This window comes from Vibrio gallaecicus (assembly GCF_024347495.1).
Taxonomy (GTDB): domain Bacteria; phylum Pseudomonadota; class Gammaproteobacteria; order Enterobacterales; family Vibrionaceae; genus Vibrio; species Vibrio gallaecicus.
In genome coordinates, this window is the sequence record NZ_AP025490.1 from 1,454,605 (window position 1) to 1,471,532 (window position 16,928).

Here is a 16,928-nt window from a genome sequence, read left to right on the forward strand (position 1 = left end):
TGTTTACAGATTAATTTTCAGTAACGGGTTAAATGTATTTTACGAATTATACATCTTATCGAAGTTTTTCTGATTCCAGCCAACCATAACTTGGTCGCCGATCTTCAGTACAGGAATAGAGCGAGCGCCCATTGCTTGTAATTCCTTACGACCACGCTGCATTTTTGCGTTTGTCAGTCTGTAAGTGATTTTTTTAGAATCTAAATAACGCTGTGCATCTTTACAATGCGGGCATTTGTCTGCGATATATAAAACAACACGTTTCATGTTTATTGCTCTTTTCAATACTTAACTGTAGTTACTTATTTACCGTGCTCGGTGGAATACAATATTCAATGAAGCGCGGCAATACAGGAAGCAACCGATATTGCAGAGAAGTGTAGCGAATCTTAGGTGATTAGAAAAGTGTGATCAGTTACACTGTGCGCCCTTAAATACAGCTATTTTGTCTGTTAGCGGCTTTAAACTATTGGTGACATTAAATAATGCATCCCTCTTTACGTTTTATCCAAGGTTATCCCGAGCATATTGTAACTCCAGTTAGCCAGTTGATTGAGTCAGATCGTCTGGTAGCTTGGTTTGAGGCTCGGTACCCTGAAAATCACACAATAAAAAGTGAAAAAGCCTTATTTGACTACGCAATAGACATTAAAAATCGCTATATGAAAAAGACACCGCCTATCAGTAAAGTGATTTACGATAGTAAAATTCATATTATTAACAACGCATTAGGTCTACATAGCTATGTAGCGAAGAATCATGGTGGGAAAATAAAATCCAAGAATGAAATTCGTATTGCTAGTGTATTTAAAGATGCACCTGAATCTTTGTTAAGGATGTTAGTTGTTCACGAGCTCGCACATATAAAAGAAAAAAAACACGACAAAGCGTTTTATCAATTATGTTGCCATATGGAGCCGGACTACCATCAGCTTGAGCTGGATGCTCGTTTATTTATGATTTATCTAGATTTGAAGAAGTAACCTCATGAGCCAATCTGAAAATAAAAAAACATTGAGCCTACCTAAGCGTAAGCCTGCTAGCCACTCTAATGCTGACAAAACGCCTAAAGCTACTAGTAAATCAAAGCCTGTTAAAAAAGGAAGTACTTCAAATAAAAATGAAGAGAGTTCCAGTAAGTTCAAATCAACAAGCAAACCAAACGCTAAGAAGACAGCCAATAAGCCTGCGAATGCGGGTTCTTATAAACAAAATAAAAATAAGAGCGGCTTTAAAGGCAAGAACGGTCAAAAAGGCTTCAAAGATTCGAAGAAACAAAGTAAGCCAAGCGGTCTGCATCCTCGTAATCAGCATACGGGGCGTTATGATTTCAGCTTACTAGTGAAAGCTTTGCCGGAACTAGCGGAACATTTGATAAAGAACCCATCAGGTGAAGATACCGTCAACTTTTCAGATCCTGTAGCAGTCAAGTTGCTCAACAAAGCTTTGCTTGCTCACCACTACGGCGTGAAACATTGGGATATTCCAGTTGGTTACCTTTGCCCACCGATTCCGGGAAGAGCCGATTACATACATCGAGTCGCTGACCTTCTAAACTCTGAATGCGAAGATGGGTTGTATCCACATAAATCAGTGAAAGCGTTCGATGTTGGAGTAGGGGCTAACTGTATTTACCCAATCATTGGTGCAACTGAATACAATTGGAAGTTTACTGGTAGTGACGTTGATCCGCTTTCAATTAAAGCGGCTAACTTTATTGCAGAAAGTAACCCAACTTTGAAAGGTAAGATTCGCTGTAAGCTTCAACATAGTGAAGATTTTGTCTTTAAAGGAATAATTGCTCACAATGAACGTTACGATGTCATAATTTGTAACCCGCCATTCCATAGTTCTTTAGAAGAAGCCGAAAAAGGCAGCCAACGTAAAATAGACAACTTGGCAGCCAACCGAGCGAAGAAATCAGGTCAAGCTACGGCTAATTTTGATAGAAATAAGCTTGATAGTAACAAGCTTGGTAAAAACGCTACTCCAATGACGAATAAAGAGCAACCAATTTCTGGTAAACCAGTGCTGAATTTTGGTGGTCAGAAATCTGAGCTATGGTGTGAAGGTGGAGAAGCCGAATTTGTATCTAAAATGGCTCGTGAGAGTCGAAAATTCTCGACACAAGTGCTTTGGTTTACCACTCTGCTGTCAAAAAAGGACAACGTAGAGATCTTACGTAAAGAACTGGATAGACAGCAGGTAAAGCAAGTGAAGGTGGTTGAAATGTCCCAAGGACAGAAAGTGAGCCGCTTTGTTGCGTGGACATTTATGGATAAGCAACAACGTCAAGAGTGGATTAAACTGAAATAAAGGTTAAGAACTGACTGGATTACAGGGGGAATGATATGGATATTGAAATCTACATGCCTTGTAATCCTGTCTGGTTTTGTGAAACGTTAGAAGTACTCTTCGCCGTTCTTTTCTTTGTTGGCGTTTTATTTTTCATTAGGATCGTATGGAAAGAGCACCAGCGGATTTATGGAAAAGCCAAACGATCTTCAACTTCAGCCAGAAAGCATGCTTCCATATCTAAGTCCACTTCTAAGCATAAACCCGTATCTAAGCGTAAACCTACCTCTTATCAAAATGATCTTAACGAAAAATGAAGCACTAGCTAGCTAGCCTCTAACTCTTCTAACTTAGCTTGATATTTTTTCTGTAAAGCTGAATTGCCGGCTTTAGACTCTAGCTCAACTAAAATTTTCAGAGATGGAATTTGATACCCGTAACTTTGATGGAATTTTAAAAGTCGAATTCTTGCATCTAAAAACTTGTTGTTGGTAACTTCTATCTTCGAGAGTTGAAGAATTGATCTAACGCGATTTGGGTCATGATCAAGTGCTCGAGCAAAGTAATTTTGCGCTTGGTCGATATTTCCAGCTTTTACCGCACATAAAGCCGCATTCTCATAACTGGCTGAAATCAAATAGTAATACGGTTGCTTGATCGCTTGGTTGAAGTATTGGTCTGCTTTTTTGTAGTCACCTTGTTTACATAAAAAAGTACCGTAATTATTCAATACGTTACCGTTTCGAGAGTCATATCTTAATGCTTTCTTATAGGTCGCTTCTGCTTGTTTAGGTTCTCCGACCTTTTCATAGTAATGCGCCATTGAAAGGTGTGCTCGGTAATAAGTGGGATCATGTTTGATAGCTAATTCGAGGTTTTCCCTAGCTCGAACCATATTCCCTTGCTCCATATAACCAAGACCCAGTGCAATGCGAGATTCAGACATCGCTTTAGGTTCGGCTTCAACTTGAACGGGACCATCTGTAACAGAAACACAGCCAACCATAGTTAATGATGACAATAACACTAGGTGAGATAATGATGTTTTTACAGGCATGTTTCGACTCCTTATGAACATGTGTCCATCATATGAAATCGAATGTGGTAGTGGGTTAAGTCAGGTGCATAATGCGACTCATACGCCACAAAAAAGCCGTGTCTTCAAATCACCAACTTATGATTCACTTGGCTTTGAATAACACGGCTGAGTAGATGGCAATGAGATAAAAACTATGTCGCCATTAATACGATGTTTACACTAATACTATGTTTGAATTGTTAGCTAGTCATCTTTTGTGAAGTTCTCTTCGCTAAACTTATCAAGGTCATAAGGTGTTTGTTGGTATACACAGTAATTTAGCCAGTTTGAGAACAGCAGGTGACCGTGGCTACGCCAACTTGCGACTGGCTTATTGTCGGGGTTGTTATTCGGGTAATAGTTAATAGGGATGATAGGTTCCATACCTTCCCCAAGATCTCGAATGTATTCGTTGTGAAGGGTGTGAGCGTCATACTCTGGGTGACCAGTGACAAACACATTACGTTTATCTTTCGTAGCCGCTAAATACACTCCCGCATCATCAGATGTAGCCAGAATATCTAAGTCCGTATGCTCAGCAAGAAATTCAGATGAGAAGTCAGCGTAACGAGAATGAGGCGCTAAGAAGGTGTCATCAAAACCGCGTAGAACTGGGTGGTATGGCTGGTGGATTTTATGATGATAAACACCCGACAACTTTTCTTTGCGCGTACGTTTTGGTAAGTCGTAAAGTAATTTCAAGCCAGCTTGCGCAGCCCAGCAAACATAAAGGGTAGAGGTAACGTGCTTGTTTGCCCAATTCATGATGGTTTGTAGATGTTCCCAATAAATAACATCTTCAAATTGAACCAAACCAAGTGGGGCGCCTGTAATGATCAAGCCATCAAAGTTTCGTCCTTTTACCATTTCAAACTGGCGGTAAAAGTTATCTAAGTGCTCCGTTGGCGTGTTTTTGCTTGCGCGATCATCAATTCGAAGCAGTTCAATATCAACTTGCAGTGGGCTGTTAGATAAAAGGCGTAAGAATTGAGTTTCAGCTTCAATTTTCTTAGGCATTAAATTTAGGATCAACACTCTCAGTGGACGGATTTCCTGAGTTGATGCTCTTGAAACAGGCATTACGAAGATGTTCTCTTCGCGAAGAACATCGGATGCCGGTAGTTGATCTGGAATACGAATAGGCACAGCTTTCTCCCTAAGCTAGATTTTTAGACGTCTATACTTCTGAACTTATCGCATATTGATCTCTATGTCGATATAGAATTACATTGAGATCACATTTCTTTCATAGCTAGACCGCTGTTAGTAAGTAAATTGAAGCTAGGTATTCGGTTGAGTTTGTCATCTAAGTATTTGCTAGGTGGACTAAATGTAGGTAATCAAAGTAAGAAAAATAAGGCGAGCTGCGTTAATATTGCTGTGGTTATAACGTAAATAGAGTTTTCATGGTGAAACTGATACTTATTAGGGGGCTTCCTGGTTCTGGAAAGTCAACGAAAGCTAAATACTATGTTGCTGAGCAACCCAATCTAACTAAACATATTGAAGCCGATATGTTTTTTGTAGGAGACGATGGGCACTATCGTTTTGATGCCAGTCAGCTACAGCATGCTCACAGGTGGTGTCAAGACACCACCGAGAAATGGCTTAGAAGTGGTATTAATGTAGTCGTTTCAAATACATTTGTGAAGCAATGGGAAATGAAGTTTTATAGGCAGTTGGCGTTAAAATACAAAGCTGAATTGGTTATAGAGACCTGCCGTGAACAGTATCAAAATATTCATGGTGTTGAGGACGCCGTCATTAAACGTATGAAGCGCGATTGGCAAGAATAGCAAGGCAAGAAGAACAAGGTAGAGAGAAACATGGCAAAACGTTCAGTCATTGTTGATATGACTTCTTACGGTGTTTACACAAAGTGGGATTCCCGTTCTAAACAGTTACCGAAAATTCAAGAATTCACGACTCAAGTGGATGCAGAGATTGATGTTGAATTTGGCTACATTATCAACATTAAAAAAGCGAAAGGTGAGAAAATTCGTTACTGCATTTACCACCCCAACATTACTACTGAAGATGGTGAAGTTCTTGAACCGTTCGATGGTGAAGAGTACGTTGGCAATAATGATTGGGATTTTTATCTTGGTGATACGATTTGGGAACCGATTTCGAATAAAACTGGGAAATGGCGTATGACCATAGAGTTGCAGGGCAAGATCATTGCGGATAAGACCTTTGATCTCATTGCAAAAGATGAAGCCCAATTTTGGAAGCGCCGAGGTTTTTAGCCTTAGCTAATGAGCCTACTTTTACCTTTACTTTGTTATTCGTTAGCCTGATTATCCGTGAATATAAAAAAGCCGATCTGTTTGAGTTCGGCTTTTTTATTGTAAGAAACGTGGCGAGTTATTGAAGTCGCCACGAATTCATATCGAGACTTTAAATTAGTTAGTTACGTATGAAATAACAAATTCAGTGATAGAAACCATGTCTTTCACAGCAATGTATTCTTCAGTAGTGTGGACTTTAGCCATACCAGTAGATAGGTTTACAGTCGTTAGACCTTTTGCATTGAAGTTATTCGCATCACTACCACCACCAGTACGTTTTGTATTCGCCGTGATGCCTAATTTTTCAAACGCAGATTTAATAGCAGTAATGTGTTTATGGTCATCTTCGATAACGAAAGCATCATAAGCGCGAGTAGATTCAATTTCGACTTCTGCACCAAACTGCTTCGCACTTGCTTCGAAAGTTTCAATCATGTGATTAACTTGATTGGTTAACTTCTCTCCATTTAGAGAACGCGCTTCCGCTACAACTTTGATTTCAGGCATGACGATATTCGTTGCTTGTCCACCTTCAACAATCCCAACGTTTGCTGTTGTTTCTTCGTCAATGCGAAGTAGGTTCATTTTTGTGATGGCGTCTGCAGCCACTTGGATAGCACTGATGCCTTCTTCAGGAGCAAGACCAGCATGCGCAGGGCGTCCTTTAATTGTCGCAACGATTTTTTGTTGGCCAGGAGCGGCATTTACAATCGTGCCAATTGGACCGCCAGTATCTAAAACAATAGCGTGTTCAGATTGAATGAATGACATATCGAAGTTTAAAGAGCCAAATAAGCCGCCTTCCTCAAATACAGTGAAAGCAATCTCAATAGTGTTGTGCTCTAGACCGTCGGCTTTGATGCAGCGAACGGCTTCCATGATTGCTGCAATGCCAGATTTGTCATCACCACCAAGGATAGTGTTACCTTTCGAGCGGATAATGCCATCTTCAATGATAGGTTCAATACCAATGCCAGGGGTGACGGTATCCATGTGGCAACTGAAAACAGTGCTGCCTGCTAGTGAGCCTTCAAGCTTCGCGTAGATGTTAAAACCATTTGATACTTCAGCTGGTACAGGCAATTTATGTACTTCAAAGCCTAGTGCCCCAAGTTGCTCAGCCAGTGTTTCGGCAATAGCTTTTTCATTGCGAGATTCGCTGTCAATTTTTACAAGATCACAAAAGTGTTCAACTAGGCGTTGTTCGTTAACTTTGGTCATTATTAAAACTCTCATTATATCTGCACCTATAAGAAATAGACGCAGTGTAGGAACAGGAAATCCAATATAACGCTAATGAACTAGTAGATTGCCTGAGTTAAATCAAGAAAAGCATATGATTGTGCTAAAAAAAGCAGAGTAATTTGAAACATTCTATTTATTGATTGATCGCAAAATTAAATGATTATCGAGAGATATTGATTTGATATGGAAGTGCTTCAAAAAGACGTCAAATAGAAGAAAGCAATGAATGACGATTGATCTGGTTATCCAGCGTTATTCCATTTCATCTATCGCTTATGAATACTCTTTAAAAATCGGAGTGTTTTACAGTAGGAAATCTTCTTGTACATAAACAAGTACAAGCTGCCGTAAAGTTAAGTGACTGATTTATAGTCTTTCTATGAAACCTCAAGGTAAATGTAACTTTAAATTTACGTTAAATATTTGTTAAATTTGGTTTTTGTATTTCCTTCCTTAATATTCCCAATCTTGTCATTTTGAGCCAAGTTAGAACTACCTGATTCAAAGTGTTAATGGGCTGGATAACTAGAAATGATTGATAACCAACATTGACTAGTAACTCATCCAGTTTTACGCATCAGCTTGAACTCATCAGTTATGAGTACGAGCAAGCTTTGAATAGAAAACTAAAAATGAACAGTCTAAGGGAGTAGAACATGTCGACGATATTTAACCCACTAGGTACAGATGGCTTTGAATTTGTTGAATATACCGCTGCGAATTCAGAAGGAATAGAGCAACTTAAAGGGTTATTTGGTGATCTAGGTTTTGCTGAGATAGCTCAGCATCGCTCGAAAAAAGCATGGCTATATCGTCAAGGGGATGTGAATTTCATTGTTAACGCAGAACCTCACAGCCAAGCTGAGGCTTTTGCTGCTCTTCATGGACCTTCAGTATGTGGTATGGCTTTTCGTGTAACAGATGCAAAAGTCGCTCTTGATCATGCAAAAGAAAATGGTGGGCGAGAATACCAAACTCAAGTAGGACCAATGGAGCTGAGTATCCCTGCTATCTATGGCATTGGTGACAGCCTTCTTTACTTTGTAGACCGCTATGGCTCACAAGATATTTACGATGTTGATTTTTGTCTTTATGACGATGCAAAACAACGAATGGAAAAGAAAGACGTTGGTCTTTTTGAAATTGATCATCTCACGCACAATGTGAAGCAAGGAAACATGGACGTTTGGTCTGGTTTCTATGAGCGCATTGGTAACTTCCGCGAGATTCGTTACTTTGATATTGAAGGCAAATTGACAGGGTTAGTCAGCCGCGCAATGACCGCGCCATGTGGCAAAATCCGCATTCCAATTAATGAATCTTCAGACGATAAATCACAAATAGAAGAATTCATCCGTGAATACAAAGGTGAAGGCATCCAGCACATTGCGATGTCGACCAATGACATTTACAAAACTGTGCAGACACTTCGCAAACGTGGCATGGACTTTATGCCAACGCCAGATACCTATTATGAAAAGCTTGATGGCCGCGTTCCTGGGCACGGAGAAAATAAGTCGGAGTTACAAGACTTACGAATTCTTCTTGATGGCGCTCCAACAAAAGATGGCATTTTATTGCAGATCTTTACTCAAACCGTAATCGGCCCGGTTTTCTTTGAGATTATCCAGCGTAAAGGTAACGAAGGGTTTGGTGAAGGTAACTTCAAAGCTCTGTTTGAATCGATTGAAGAAGACCAAATAAGACGAGGAGTGTTAAGCGATGCGTAAAGCCATCTCTTACCCTCATAAAGAAGGTGTGTGCTCTAAACAAGCACATGCTGACTTTCCTGAAGGGGCAATTTTTGAACGGGAAGCGGGGCGAAGTGGTTTTTTTGGTCCTGCTGCACATTTCCATCATCAACATGCTCCAACAGGATGGAGCGAGTGGGAAGGTGAACTTAAGCCAAGAGCATTTGATTGTAATTTAGTAGAAAGTGCTCAACAGTTATCACCTTGGCTGGTTCCTAATTTGCTCGAAAACAGTGACTGTAAAGTAAAGGTCTGGAAAATTTCAGACAATATGGAATTTCTAGTAAGAAACGCAGATGGCGATGAATTACTTTTTATCCACCAAGGTAAAGCCGAGCTATTTAGTGATTATGGTCATTTAACCGTTGAAGAGGGAGATTATGTATTGATCCCTCGCTCGACTTCTTGGCGAGTAGAAGTACAAGAGCCGCTATTTGTGTTGATGATAGAAACGACAGACAGTGCCTACTCACTTCCAGAAAAAGGAATAGTAGGGAACCATGCCGTTTTTGATCCCGCTGTTTTAGAAGTCCCAAGTATTAACGAGCACTTCAAAGCGCAGTATTCGGAAAAGACCACTCAAGTTCATGTGAAGCGACACAATGAAGTCAGCGTCATTACTTACCCATTTAACCCACTTGATGCGATTGGCTGGCATGGTGACTTGTCAGTCGTGAAATTGAATTGGCGTGATATTCGCCCGCTGATGTCCCATCGTTACCATCTTCCTCCTTCCGCACATACCACTTTTGTTGGTGGCAACTTTGTTGTTTGTACTTTCGTACCTCGCCCAATTGAAAGCGACCCGGGTGCGTTAAAAGTGCCGTTTTACCATAACAATGATGATTACGATGAAGTGCTTTTTTATCATGCGGGTGACTTCTTCAGCCGAGACAATATAGAAGCAGGCATGGTGACATTCCACCCTGCTGGTTTTACTCACGGCCCTCACCCAAAAGCTTTTAAAGCCGGGCAAGAATATAAGAAGAAATTTACAGACGAAGTGGCAGTGATGATAGACACACGCCATGCTCTGACACTAACGGAAGACGCGGCAAAAGTTGAAAATGAAGCGTATGTGTATAGCTGGCAAGAAAAATAGACTTTAGGGTTTCTAAAGCTATTAAAGCTATTAAAGCTGTAAATAAAACTGGCTTGAAAAGGTATACACAGTTGAGCAAGGAAAGATTATGAAGTTAGCAACGTTAAAAAATAACACTCGCGATGGTCGTCTGGCTGTCGTCTCAAAAGACTTATCTCGATATGTGTTAGTTGAGCATATAGCCCTTACGATGCAACAAGCATTGGATAATTGGGATTCAGTGGTTGTTGAACTTGAAGCAACATACCAAAGCTTAAATCGTCAACAGCTTGAACAAGCATTACCATTTGATGAGAGCTTATGTCATTCGCCACTGCCTAGAGCATATCAGTGGGCGGATGGCTCAGCTTATGTGAATCACGTTGAGTTGGTCCGTAAAGCTCGTGGCGCAGAAATGCCTGAAAGCTTTTGGCATGATCCTCTTATGTATCAAGGGGGTTCGGATTCTTTTATTGGTCCAACTGATGATATTGAAATGGCAGACGAATCTTGGGGAATCGATTTTGAAGGAGAAGTCGCCATTGTGACCGGTGACGTGCCTATGGGCGAGAAATCATCTGACTGTTTACAGCACATTCGTTTATTGATGCTGGTGAATGATGTTTCATTAAGAGGGCTCATTCCAGGAGAATTAGCTAAAGGGTTTGGTTTTTTCCAGTCTAAACCGTCCTCTGCTTTTTCTCCGGTTGCAGTCACGCCAGATGAATTATCAGGTAATTGGCTAGACGGGAAAGTGACTTTGCCTTTGGTTTCAACGTATAACGGTCAATTGTTTGGTCAGCCAAATGCCGGCGTTGATATGACGTTTAGCTTCACAGAGCTGGTGGCTCACGCTGCGAAGACTCGTCCACTAAGTGCTGGTGCTGTCATTGGCTCTGGAACGGTTTCAAACAAGCAAGGAACAGATTTTGGGACTTCTATTGAAGAAGGTGGTGTAGGTTACTCATGCATTGCTGAAGTGCGGATGATTGAAACCATACGAGACGGAAAGCCAACAACAAGCTTTATGAAGTTTGGCGACACAATCAAACTTGAGATGAACGATAGTAATGGTGAGTCAATTTTTGGTTCGATCAGCCAAAAGGTTGTGAGATATGAGCGATAATGTTGTTAATGACGTTCAAGGTCAAGCTAATGATCAGGGTTTGACGTTGTACGGTTATTGGCGCTCCTCAGCGGCATACCGCGTTCGAATTGCTTTGAACTTGAAAGGGCTTGAATACCATTATGAACCAGTGCATTTGGTAAAAGGTGGTGGTCAACAGCATAGCGAAGGCTACCATCAACTGAACCCTTCAGAGCTGGTTCCAACTCTTGTGCATAATGGATTTGTACTGAATCAATCAATGGCAATCATTGAATATTTAGAAAGCCTAAGTTCAGATATCCCACTTCTACCTAAGTCGGGAGAGCTTCGTTGGTTAGTAAAATCTATCGCGCAAGATATCTCGATGGATATTCATCCGCTCAACAATTTACGTGTTTTACAGTATCTAAAAGGTGAATTGGGGTGTACTGAAGATCAAGCAAACAAATGGTATCAACATTGGATAGTGACAGGTTTTCAATCAATAGAGGAAAAGCTAGGAAGTCTTGATAGCCAACGTATTCAACATCTCCAGCGTATTAAAGATGGTCAATGTATTAAGCATGACCAACCACAATCAGATAGTAGCTCTGAAGGAAACGTTGCAGCTTATGCATTAGGAGAACAACCATCACTTATTGATGTATGTCTAATTCCTCAGGTTTATAATGCACTTCGCTTTGAGGTTGATATGTCAGCTTATCCAAAGATCATGTCTATCTATGAATATGCTAATACCCAGCCAGCATTCATTTCAGCTTTACCTGAAAACCAAAGCGACGCTCATAATTAGATATGTTGAATAAAAGATACGCTAAATAAAGCACCGTTCGCAGGTGCTTTATTTTATTATCTTCAGCCAATTAGATTGTGATGCGGAATGATTATCTAGATTCAAAACTAAGCTGAAGCTTTATGATTTACCTTTAATTAAGTAGACGTATATCACATTAACTCCTAAGTTTAATTTATGTAATTATCATTAGGAGCGGTCCAATGAATAGTAAGAGTAGTCTCTACCTATTACTTGCTACTTTTTGTTCATCACCTGTACTCTCTAAAAGCTTGTCTGAATTAACGTATTTGAGTGAAGAGTACCCTCCCTATAATTTCAGTGAAGAAGGTCTTGTAAAAGGTATTGCCGTTGACTTGCTCATTGCCGCCTCAGATGAAGCGAACGAAAGAGTAATGGGAAGTGACATTGCGCTACAACCTTGGGCTAGGGCATATCGTTCTACACTTATTAAGCCTGATACTGTTCTATTTTCAACGACTCGAACAGAATTAAGAGAAGACTTGTTTTATTGGGTTGGTCCGATTGCAACCACTCGAATTGTAGTTTTAGCTAAAAAAGTGAATCAAATTATAATTAATTCTCCAAGTGACCTTGCTCAATACCGTATTGGGGTAATTCGAGATGACGTTGGAGAGCAATTGCTTTTGGAAGCTGGTGTGCCAAGAGACTCGATTATGGAAAATTTTCATGCTGAAAATATTGCTCAACAGATTCAAAAAGGACGAATTGATTTATGGGCTTATGAAGAAAATGTCGCGAAGTGGTGGATATCTACGGCTGGCTATAAAGCTTCAGCTTATGAAGTAGTGCATGTATTGCAAGAAGGTGAGTTGTATTACGCGATTAACAAAAATACAGAAGTTGCGACCGTAGAACGGCTTCAAAAGTCGATTGATATTATTCGTGATACGAACAACGAAGATGGCGTGAACCATTTTGAGGTGATTCTAAATCGGTATAAATAGACTCTTGTGCTTGAGACCTTCAGTTTTAAAGAATTAAAAGAAGGAAGTAAAAAAGTTATTCTGATCATTGCTGCGTTTAGCAGTACTAGATAAGAATAACTTCTAACGTTCTTTACTTAGCAATGTTACTCAAGAGAGAAACCAGCTCATTCTCTGTTGCAGGTTCTTTACTGAGTTCAACCTGAGCTGAAGCACCGCCTTTAAGCATATAAGCAGTTGTTCCGCAGTGGTCGTAGTGGAACCATTTCCCATTTACACAAACATCTGTATAGCATCTCGGATCTTGTTTCAATTCCATTTGCCGCTCCTAAATTAACGTTTGCTTAACAAGTTACAATCTAAGTGATCACAAATTACGGAAAGATGATCTAAATCAATTTATTGTTAGGTTGTTTGTTACCGTTTCTAGTTAGAGACAATGATCACTAAAAACAAAGTGATTCATTGGGAAGCGTTTCATTCGGGAATAAGTGTTCGATTTTACAGAAGGGAAGAGGGTTTTACTTGCCTATGGCGGGCTTTCTACTTACGCTAGAGTTCATTTCTATTTTAAGTTTTTGTTTTCAAAGCAGTGTTAAAAAATGACTAATATTTTTATTGTAGTGATTGTGCTGGTTGTATTTTTCTTCTTTATTCAAAAGTATGTACTCAAGCATGATGACACCAAAGATTTTGCTTATCAGAAAAAAACCAGCCTAATGACCATGCAACAAGCGGCTTTTTATAATGCGCTGAAAGCCGCAGTGGGGGACCATGGTGCTGTGTTTGCTAAGGTCAACATGGCAAGTGTATTAGCACCAGCGAAATCGAATACCAAAAAGAATTGGTTTATTGCCAATGGTAAAATCTCACGTACTTATTTTGATTTTGTAGTGTGTGATCCAAGAACACTGGAACCACGAGTCGTTATTGAATTCGATAATGGAAAAGAACTTCATAAAACCAAAGTCGAAAGAGAAAAGTTACTGATGCATGTGTGTAAATCAGCAGGGGTGCCATTGATTGGGACTTCAGTAAAACACAGCTATCAAGTCAGCCGTCTTAAACGTCTGTTAGCGGCTCATATTGATTTGATTGAACCATCCAAGGAAGTGAGGTTCTGCCGTAAATGTGGAAGTCCAATGATAATTAAAACGGCTAGCCAAGGTGACTTTAAAGGGCGTAGGTTCTTCACTTGTAGCAGACAACCAAATTGTACTTATACTGAAAACTATAATGTTGTCTTTGAAATAGAAGAAGAGTCAAACTGATCAATCTTTACTCAAACGGTTAATTTAATGATTAAAAGGCACAAAGCATAGGCTTGCTGCTAACCATTGAAGTGGAGTTGAAATGTGATCTACTTCAACCCATTGATCTGCTTTGTGTTTAAAATTTATTCTGATTGTTGGTTTTAAAAGCAAACGATCAATTTAGTGCAAATTTATCCTTGCACGCTACCCATTCAATCGCTATTATCCATCTCGTTCTGAAGCGATAGCCACTTAATGAAAAGGCTAGTTTAGTTTCAAAGCATTGCCCGCTTAGCTCAGTTGGTTAGAGTACTTGCATGACATGCAAGGTGTCACTGGTTCGAGTCCAGTAGCGGGCACCAGATTCGTTCTTTATGAACAAGCGAAAAGCCCACCTAGTGTGGGCTTTTTTGTGTATGTAATTCCTTGTTCAATTAAAGCCGCACTTTATGGACAAGTGAAAGAGCTCATTTGTGGTTTTTTTATTGCTGAATGGCTGCAATCCTATTATTCAAGTTAGCGAAAAGTTTGGTTCGTCTTAAAATACTACGTTCTTGAGCAAGTGGTCGTTTGTGGAATGAAACCGAAAGTTTGTTCTTGCGAAGTACCAGATTAATAAAGTAATTAAATTAATCTGGTACTGAGATATGTATGTAGATGTTTGGGTCTATCGGAATAGATAAAGCTTATTAAAAGCTAGGCTTTTTGAGGAATGAAGATGGTAGGTACATCAGAAATACCTTCCTTTTCCGCCATAGCGGATAGTGCTACTTCAGAAGCCAATCTAATGTGTTCAGTACAAGCGTAGTGCGCGGCTTCGCAATCTCGCTTGAGAATGGCATCAACAATCGCGCTCATCTCTTCGATACTCTGCATATAGCGGTTTTCTTGTGAAATTGACGTTGCTCTTAGCAGGTTTATGCGAGCTTGCTGTTGGCGCAATAGCTTAGCTGCAGTTTGATTACCGCAACCTTCATACAGTAATTCGTAAAAGTCATTCACACTATCGAGAATATTAGCCACATTATTTTGTGTAAGACGGCGAGTAAGTAAATGGAGTGTAGTTTCAAGCATCTGTAACTGCTTGTCTGTTGCATTAAGTGTATATAATTGGACAACCAAGCTTTCTAAACTTACACGTAATTCGTAAATCTCTTTTGCGGTTTCAAGTGTCAAACGAGTAACAATTGGACCTTTGTTTTCGAGATAATCTACCAACCCTTCTGATTCTAAATGCCTTAATGCTTCGCGAACTGAGCTGCGGCTAACACCAAGCATGTCGCAAAGGTCTCTTTCAACTAATCGATCTCCAGGCATTAGTTGGAAATTCATGATTGCGCTTCTAAGAGTTCTAAGCACTTGTTCGCGTAAAGGGGTACGATTGTTGTCAATCTTGGTTAATTGCGAAGCTTGCCTGATCATGTTTTATTCTCACTACTTTTGAGCATTTCATTGCGGAATTACGATGAAGCTGGGTAAATATTTGTTTTGCACTCACATTTTTGATTATAAGTGATTGTTAATAGCAATGTTAATTTATTTTATATTGATACTCATATTCAGTTAGAGGACTACTCATTTTTCATTCAGCACCTTCTACAATCACAACCTCAGCGGTTGCTACCCCCTGACGTTGCATTGCAGCTTGTTGGTAAATATCTGAATTATAGCAATTAAGAGCATCATCAAATGATGAAAACTCGATGATGACATGGCGATGTCGTTCTTCACCTTCTAGCTGTTGATAACGGCCGCCGCGAGCTAATATTTTTGCTTTATACGGTGCGAAAGCTTTGGGGGCGAGATCGGTATAGTTTTTATATTGCTCGATATCATGAACAGTGACATGAGCTATCCAGTATCCTTTCATAGTGTATTCCTAATTATTACGTGTAGGAGAAAGAGAAAAATGCCCCACGTTAATGAGGCGATTTAGACAAAAGTTGTGAAGGTTAGGTGACTGTACTAACCCTAATTGAACTTTGGCATGACCTTGTCGATGAACAACTGCAGTGATTTTTTCTTATCTTCAAAGCTTAAGTTGTTGTCAGCCCAGTAACTGTATTGGCTGATGCCTAATGTTTCGTAGTACTTAAGACGAGTAACCACTTCTTCTGGTGTACCAATCGCAAGGTTGTTACGAAGTGTCGCTTTACTAAAGCTTTCACCTAAGTCTTCGCTGCTCAAGTGTTGTACAAAGCCGTCATTCGGTGTTTGGTTATTGCGAGCCCATGCCATAAACATGGAATACCAACGGTGAAGAGCGTCAGTCCCGGCACTTAAATCTTGCTCGTTTTCACCTACGAAGGTATGGCGCAGTAGCATGATGTCTGGTTGATCAACTTGCGGGTTATTAGCGCAGGCTTCATTGAACTTATTCATTAAATCTTGGACTTCTTCGTCATTTTTTTGCAATGGTGTCACCATCACATTACAGCCGTTACTAATAGCAAAGTTATGCGAATCAGGATCTCTTGCTGCTACCCACATAGGTGGGTGGGGCTGTTGAATTGGTTTTGGTACGCTTGTCGTTGTTGGGAATTGAAATAGCTCGCCATCATGCGCGCAATCACCGGTCCACAGTTTTTGTAAGACAGGGACCATCTCTCTTAGGTACTTACCACCGTCAGCTGCTGGCATACCATTCATTAAGCGATCAAACTCCGCTTGGTAAGCTCCACGAGCAATACCAAATTCTAAGCGTCCGTCACACATAATATCAGCCAGAGCGGCTTCACCAGCCAATTTTACTGGGTGCCAAAATGGGGCAATGAAAGTACCTGCACCTAGGCGGATCGTACTGGTTTTATTTGCAAGATACGTAATGTAGTTAATAGGGTTTGGGGCAATGGTGAATTCCATTCCATGGTGCTCACCAACCCAAGCCATTTCAAAACCACCTTGTTCGGCAATTTGCACTAGTTCAGTAAGTTCTGCTAATGACTCTTTATGAGTTTTATTATCGTCGTAGCGTTCCATGTGCAGAAAAAGCGAAAATTTCATAGAAGTATCCTTTCAGTTATGTTTTTTGATAGAGGCCTGTAGGAGACCTCTATCTAGTTATTGGATTAAGTTTCTAGTTACTG

General features: G+C 40.1%; 19 protein-coding genes and 1 tRNA gene. 12 read left to right on the top strand and 8 right to left on the bottom strand.

The features are described from left to right. Nucleotides 1–39 precede the first annotated feature (39 nt). Nucleotides 40–267 (bottom strand): glutaredoxin family protein, encoded by a 228-nt coding sequence (locus OCU78_RS06425; protein ID WP_137372717.1) that lies wholly within the window; start codon nucleotides 265–267, stop codon nucleotides 40–42. A 218-nt stretch (nucleotides 268–485) separates the two neighbouring features. On the opposite strand from OCU78_RS06425, the gene OCU78_RS06430 reads away from it, so the two are divergent. Genes OCU78_RS06430 through OCU78_RS06440 form a run of 3 tightly spaced genes read left to right on the top strand, consistent with a single transcriptional unit; the run spans nucleotide 486 to nucleotide 2,612 of the window. Beyond that, nucleotides 486–983: a M48 metallopeptidase family protein gene (locus OCU78_RS06430; protein WP_137372718.1), complete on the top strand. Its 498-nt coding sequence runs from the start codon at nucleotides 486–488 to the stop codon at nucleotides 981–983. A gap of 4 nt (nucleotides 984–987) precedes the next feature. Further along, a complete protein-coding gene (gene rlmF / locus OCU78_RS06435; protein ID WP_137372719.1) occupies nucleotides 988–2,316 on the top strand; it encodes a 23S rRNA (adenine(1618)-N(6))-methyltransferase RlmF in 1,329 nt (442 codons plus the stop codon). A gap of 35 nt (nucleotides 2,317–2,351) precedes the next feature. Beyond that, the gene (locus tag OCU78_RS06440; protein WP_137372720.1) at nucleotides 2,352–2,612 is read left to right on the top strand and encodes a hypothetical protein; all 261 of its coding nucleotides are present in this window, start codon (nucleotides 2,352–2,354) and stop codon (nucleotides 2,610–2,612) included. 8 nt (nucleotides 2,613–2,620) lie between these two features. Here the strand turns inward: OCU78_RS06440 and pilW are convergent, their stop codons facing one another. Next, a complete protein-coding gene (gene pilW, locus OCU78_RS06445; RefSeq protein ID WP_137372721.1) occupies nucleotides 2,621–3,352 on the bottom strand; it encodes a type IV pilus biogenesis/stability protein PilW in 732 nt (243 codons plus the stop codon). 225 nt (nucleotides 3,353–3,577) lie between these two features. Beyond that, entirely contained in the window at nucleotides 3,578–4,519 is a 942-nt protein-coding gene (metA, locus tag OCU78_RS06450) for a homoserine O-acetyltransferase MetA (protein ID WP_137372722.1), read from the bottom strand. Between the two features lie 263 nt (nucleotides 4,520–4,782). Between metA and OCU78_RS06455 the strand changes: the two genes are divergently transcribed. Next, the gene (locus OCU78_RS06455) at nucleotides 4,783–5,169 is read left to right on the top strand and encodes an ATP-binding protein (protein WP_137372807.1); all 387 of its coding nucleotides are present in this window, start codon (nucleotides 4,783–4,785) and stop codon (nucleotides 5,167–5,169) included. Nucleotides 5,170–5,199: 30 nt separating this feature from the next. Continuing rightward, nucleotides 5,200–5,622: a DUF3859 domain-containing protein gene (locus tag OCU78_RS06460; RefSeq protein WP_137372723.1), complete on the top strand. Its 423-nt coding sequence runs from the start codon at nucleotides 5,200–5,202 to the stop codon at nucleotides 5,620–5,622. 156 nt (nucleotides 5,623–5,778) lie between these two features. On the opposite strand, the gene OCU78_RS06465 is transcribed toward OCU78_RS06460, so the two are convergent. Further along, nucleotides 5,779–6,885: a M20/M25/M40 family metallo-hydrolase gene (locus tag OCU78_RS06465; RefSeq protein ID WP_137372724.1), complete on the bottom strand. Its 1,107-nt coding sequence runs from the start codon at nucleotides 6,883–6,885 to the stop codon at nucleotides 5,779–5,781. A gap of 680 nt (nucleotides 6,886–7,565) precedes the next feature. Here OCU78_RS06465 and hppD point away from each other — a divergent pair. The 5 genes from hppD to OCU78_RS06490 all read left to right on the top strand — a co-directional run bounded on the left by hppD (nucleotide 7,566) and on the right by OCU78_RS06490 (nucleotide 12,610). Continuing rightward, nucleotides 7,566–8,639 carry a 4-hydroxyphenylpyruvate dioxygenase gene (gene hppD, locus OCU78_RS06470; RefSeq protein ID WP_137372725.1) on the top strand — a complete coding sequence of 358 codons (1,074 nt, stop codon included), beginning with the start codon at nucleotides 7,566–7,568 and terminating at the stop codon, nucleotides 8,637–8,639. After that, the gene (locus tag OCU78_RS06475; protein WP_137372726.1) at nucleotides 8,632–9,762 is read left to right on the top strand and encodes a homogentisate 1,2-dioxygenase; all 1,131 of its coding nucleotides are present in this window, start codon (nucleotides 8,632–8,634) and stop codon (nucleotides 9,760–9,762) included. Before hppD ends, OCU78_RS06475 begins: the two co-directional genes overlap by 8 nt. 88 nt (nucleotides 9,763–9,850) lie before the next feature. Then, nucleotides 9,851–10,867 carry a fumarylacetoacetate hydrolase family protein gene (locus tag OCU78_RS06480; protein WP_137372727.1) on the top strand — a complete coding sequence of 339 codons (1,017 nt, stop codon included), beginning with the start codon at nucleotides 9,851–9,853 and terminating at the stop codon, nucleotides 10,865–10,867. Continuing rightward, on the top strand, nucleotides 10,857–11,642 hold the full coding sequence (gene maiA, locus OCU78_RS06485; RefSeq protein ID WP_137372728.1) for a maleylacetoacetate isomerase: 786 nt from the start codon (nucleotides 10,857–10,859) through the stop codon (nucleotides 11,640–11,642). The genes OCU78_RS06480 and maiA overlap by 11 nt, the downstream gene beginning before the upstream one ends. A gap of 203 nt (nucleotides 11,643–11,845) precedes the next feature. Further along, nucleotides 11,846–12,610 (top strand): substrate-binding periplasmic protein, encoded by a 765-nt coding sequence (locus OCU78_RS06490; protein ID WP_137372729.1) that lies wholly within the window; start codon nucleotides 11,846–11,848, stop codon nucleotides 12,608–12,610. A gap of 112 nt (nucleotides 12,611–12,722) precedes the next feature. On the opposite strand, the gene OCU78_RS06495 is transcribed toward OCU78_RS06490, so the two are convergent. Further along, entirely contained in the window at nucleotides 12,723–12,908 is a 186-nt protein-coding gene (locus OCU78_RS06495) for a hypothetical protein (RefSeq protein ID WP_137372730.1), read from the bottom strand. A gap of 283 nt (nucleotides 12,909–13,191) precedes the next feature. Here OCU78_RS06495 and OCU78_RS06500 point away from each other — a divergent pair, with 283 nt between their 5' ends. Together OCU78_RS06500 and OCU78_RS06505 are read left to right on the top strand one after the other, a co-directional pair. Next, nucleotides 13,192–13,860: a DUF2726 domain-containing protein gene (locus tag OCU78_RS06500; RefSeq protein WP_137372731.1), complete on the top strand. Its 669-nt coding sequence runs from the start codon at nucleotides 13,192–13,194 to the stop codon at nucleotides 13,858–13,860. 267 nt (nucleotides 13,861–14,127) lie between these two features. Then, a tRNA-Val gene (locus OCU78_RS06505) sits at nucleotides 14,128–14,204 on the top strand. Between the two features lie 334 nt (nucleotides 14,205–14,538). Here the strand turns inward: OCU78_RS06505 and OCU78_RS06510 are convergent. The 3 genes from OCU78_RS06510 to OCU78_RS06520 form a co-directional block, all read right to left on the bottom strand. Next, the gene (locus tag OCU78_RS06510; RefSeq protein WP_137372732.1) at nucleotides 14,539–15,264 is read right to left on the bottom strand and encodes a GntR family transcriptional regulator; all 726 of its coding nucleotides are present in this window, start codon (nucleotides 15,262–15,264) and stop codon (nucleotides 14,539–14,541) included. A 160-nt stretch (nucleotides 15,265–15,424) separates the two neighbouring features. After that, nucleotides 15,425–15,712 (bottom strand): DUF1330 domain-containing protein, encoded by a 288-nt coding sequence (locus OCU78_RS06515; protein WP_137372733.1) that lies wholly within the window; start codon nucleotides 15,710–15,712, stop codon nucleotides 15,425–15,427. Between the two features lie 101 nt (nucleotides 15,713–15,813). Further along, the gene (locus OCU78_RS06520; protein WP_137372734.1) at nucleotides 15,814–16,845 is read right to left on the bottom strand and encodes an LLM class flavin-dependent oxidoreductase; all 1,032 of its coding nucleotides are present in this window, start codon (nucleotides 16,843–16,845) and stop codon (nucleotides 15,814–15,816) included. Nucleotides 16,846–16,928 lie beyond the last annotated feature (83 nt).

What these genes read in the sequence shown, in the direction of transcription:
- pilW (WP_137372721.1), bottom strand. Translation starts at nt 3,352, where the DNA reads ATGCCTGTAAAAACATCATTATCTCACCTAGTGTTATTGTCATCATTA.
- OCU78_RS06495 (WP_137372730.1), bottom strand. Translation starts at nt 12,908, where the DNA reads ATGGAATTGAAACAAGATCCGAGATGCTATACAGATGTTTGTGTAAAT.
- OCU78_RS06440 (WP_137372720.1), top strand. Translation starts at nt 2,352, where the DNA reads ATGGATATTGAAATCTACATGCCTTGTAATCCTGTCTGGTTTTGTGAA.
- maiA (WP_137372728.1), top strand. Translation starts at nt 10,857, where the DNA reads ATGAGCGATAATGTTGTTAATGACGTTCAAGGTCAAGCTAATGATCAG.
- OCU78_RS06500 (WP_137372731.1), top strand. Translation starts at nt 13,192, where the DNA reads ATGACTAATATTTTTATTGTAGTGATTGTGCTGGTTGTATTTTTCTTC.
- OCU78_RS06465 (WP_137372724.1), bottom strand. Translation starts at nt 6,885, where the DNA reads ATGACCAAAGTTAACGAACAACGCCTAGTTGAACACTTTTGTGATCTT.
- OCU78_RS06430 (WP_137372718.1), top strand. Translation starts at nt 486, where the DNA reads ATGCATCCCTCTTTACGTTTTATCCAAGGTTATCCCGAGCATATTGTA.
- OCU78_RS06520 (WP_137372734.1), bottom strand. Translation starts at nt 16,845, where the DNA reads ATGAAATTTTCGCTTTTTCTGCACATGGAACGCTACGACGATAATAAA.
- OCU78_RS06425 (WP_137372717.1), bottom strand. Translation starts at nt 267, where the DNA reads ATGAAACGTGTTGTTTTATATATCGCAGACAAATGCCCGCATTGTAAA.
- OCU78_RS06510 (WP_137372732.1), bottom strand. Translation starts at nt 15,264, where the DNA reads ATGATCAGGCAAGCTTCGCAATTAACCAAGATTGACAACAATCGTACC.
- OCU78_RS06460 (WP_137372723.1), top strand. Translation starts at nt 5,200, where the DNA reads ATGGCAAAACGTTCAGTCATTGTTGATATGACTTCTTACGGTGTTTAC.
- OCU78_RS06515 (WP_137372733.1), bottom strand. Translation starts at nt 15,712, where the DNA reads ATGAAAGGATACTGGATAGCTCATGTCACTGTTCATGATATCGAGCAA.
- rlmF (WP_137372719.1), top strand. Translation starts at nt 988, where the DNA reads ATGAGCCAATCTGAAAATAAAAAAACATTGAGCCTACCTAAGCGTAAG.
- OCU78_RS06490 (WP_137372729.1), top strand. Translation starts at nt 11,846, where the DNA reads ATGAATAGTAAGAGTAGTCTCTACCTATTACTTGCTACTTTTTGTTCA.
- OCU78_RS06475 (WP_137372726.1), top strand. Translation starts at nt 8,632, where the DNA reads ATGCGTAAAGCCATCTCTTACCCTCATAAAGAAGGTGTGTGCTCTAAA.
- hppD (WP_137372725.1), top strand. Translation starts at nt 7,566, where the DNA reads ATGTCGACGATATTTAACCCACTAGGTACAGATGGCTTTGAATTTGTT.
- OCU78_RS06480 (WP_137372727.1), top strand. Translation starts at nt 9,851, where the DNA reads ATGAAGTTAGCAACGTTAAAAAATAACACTCGCGATGGTCGTCTGGCT.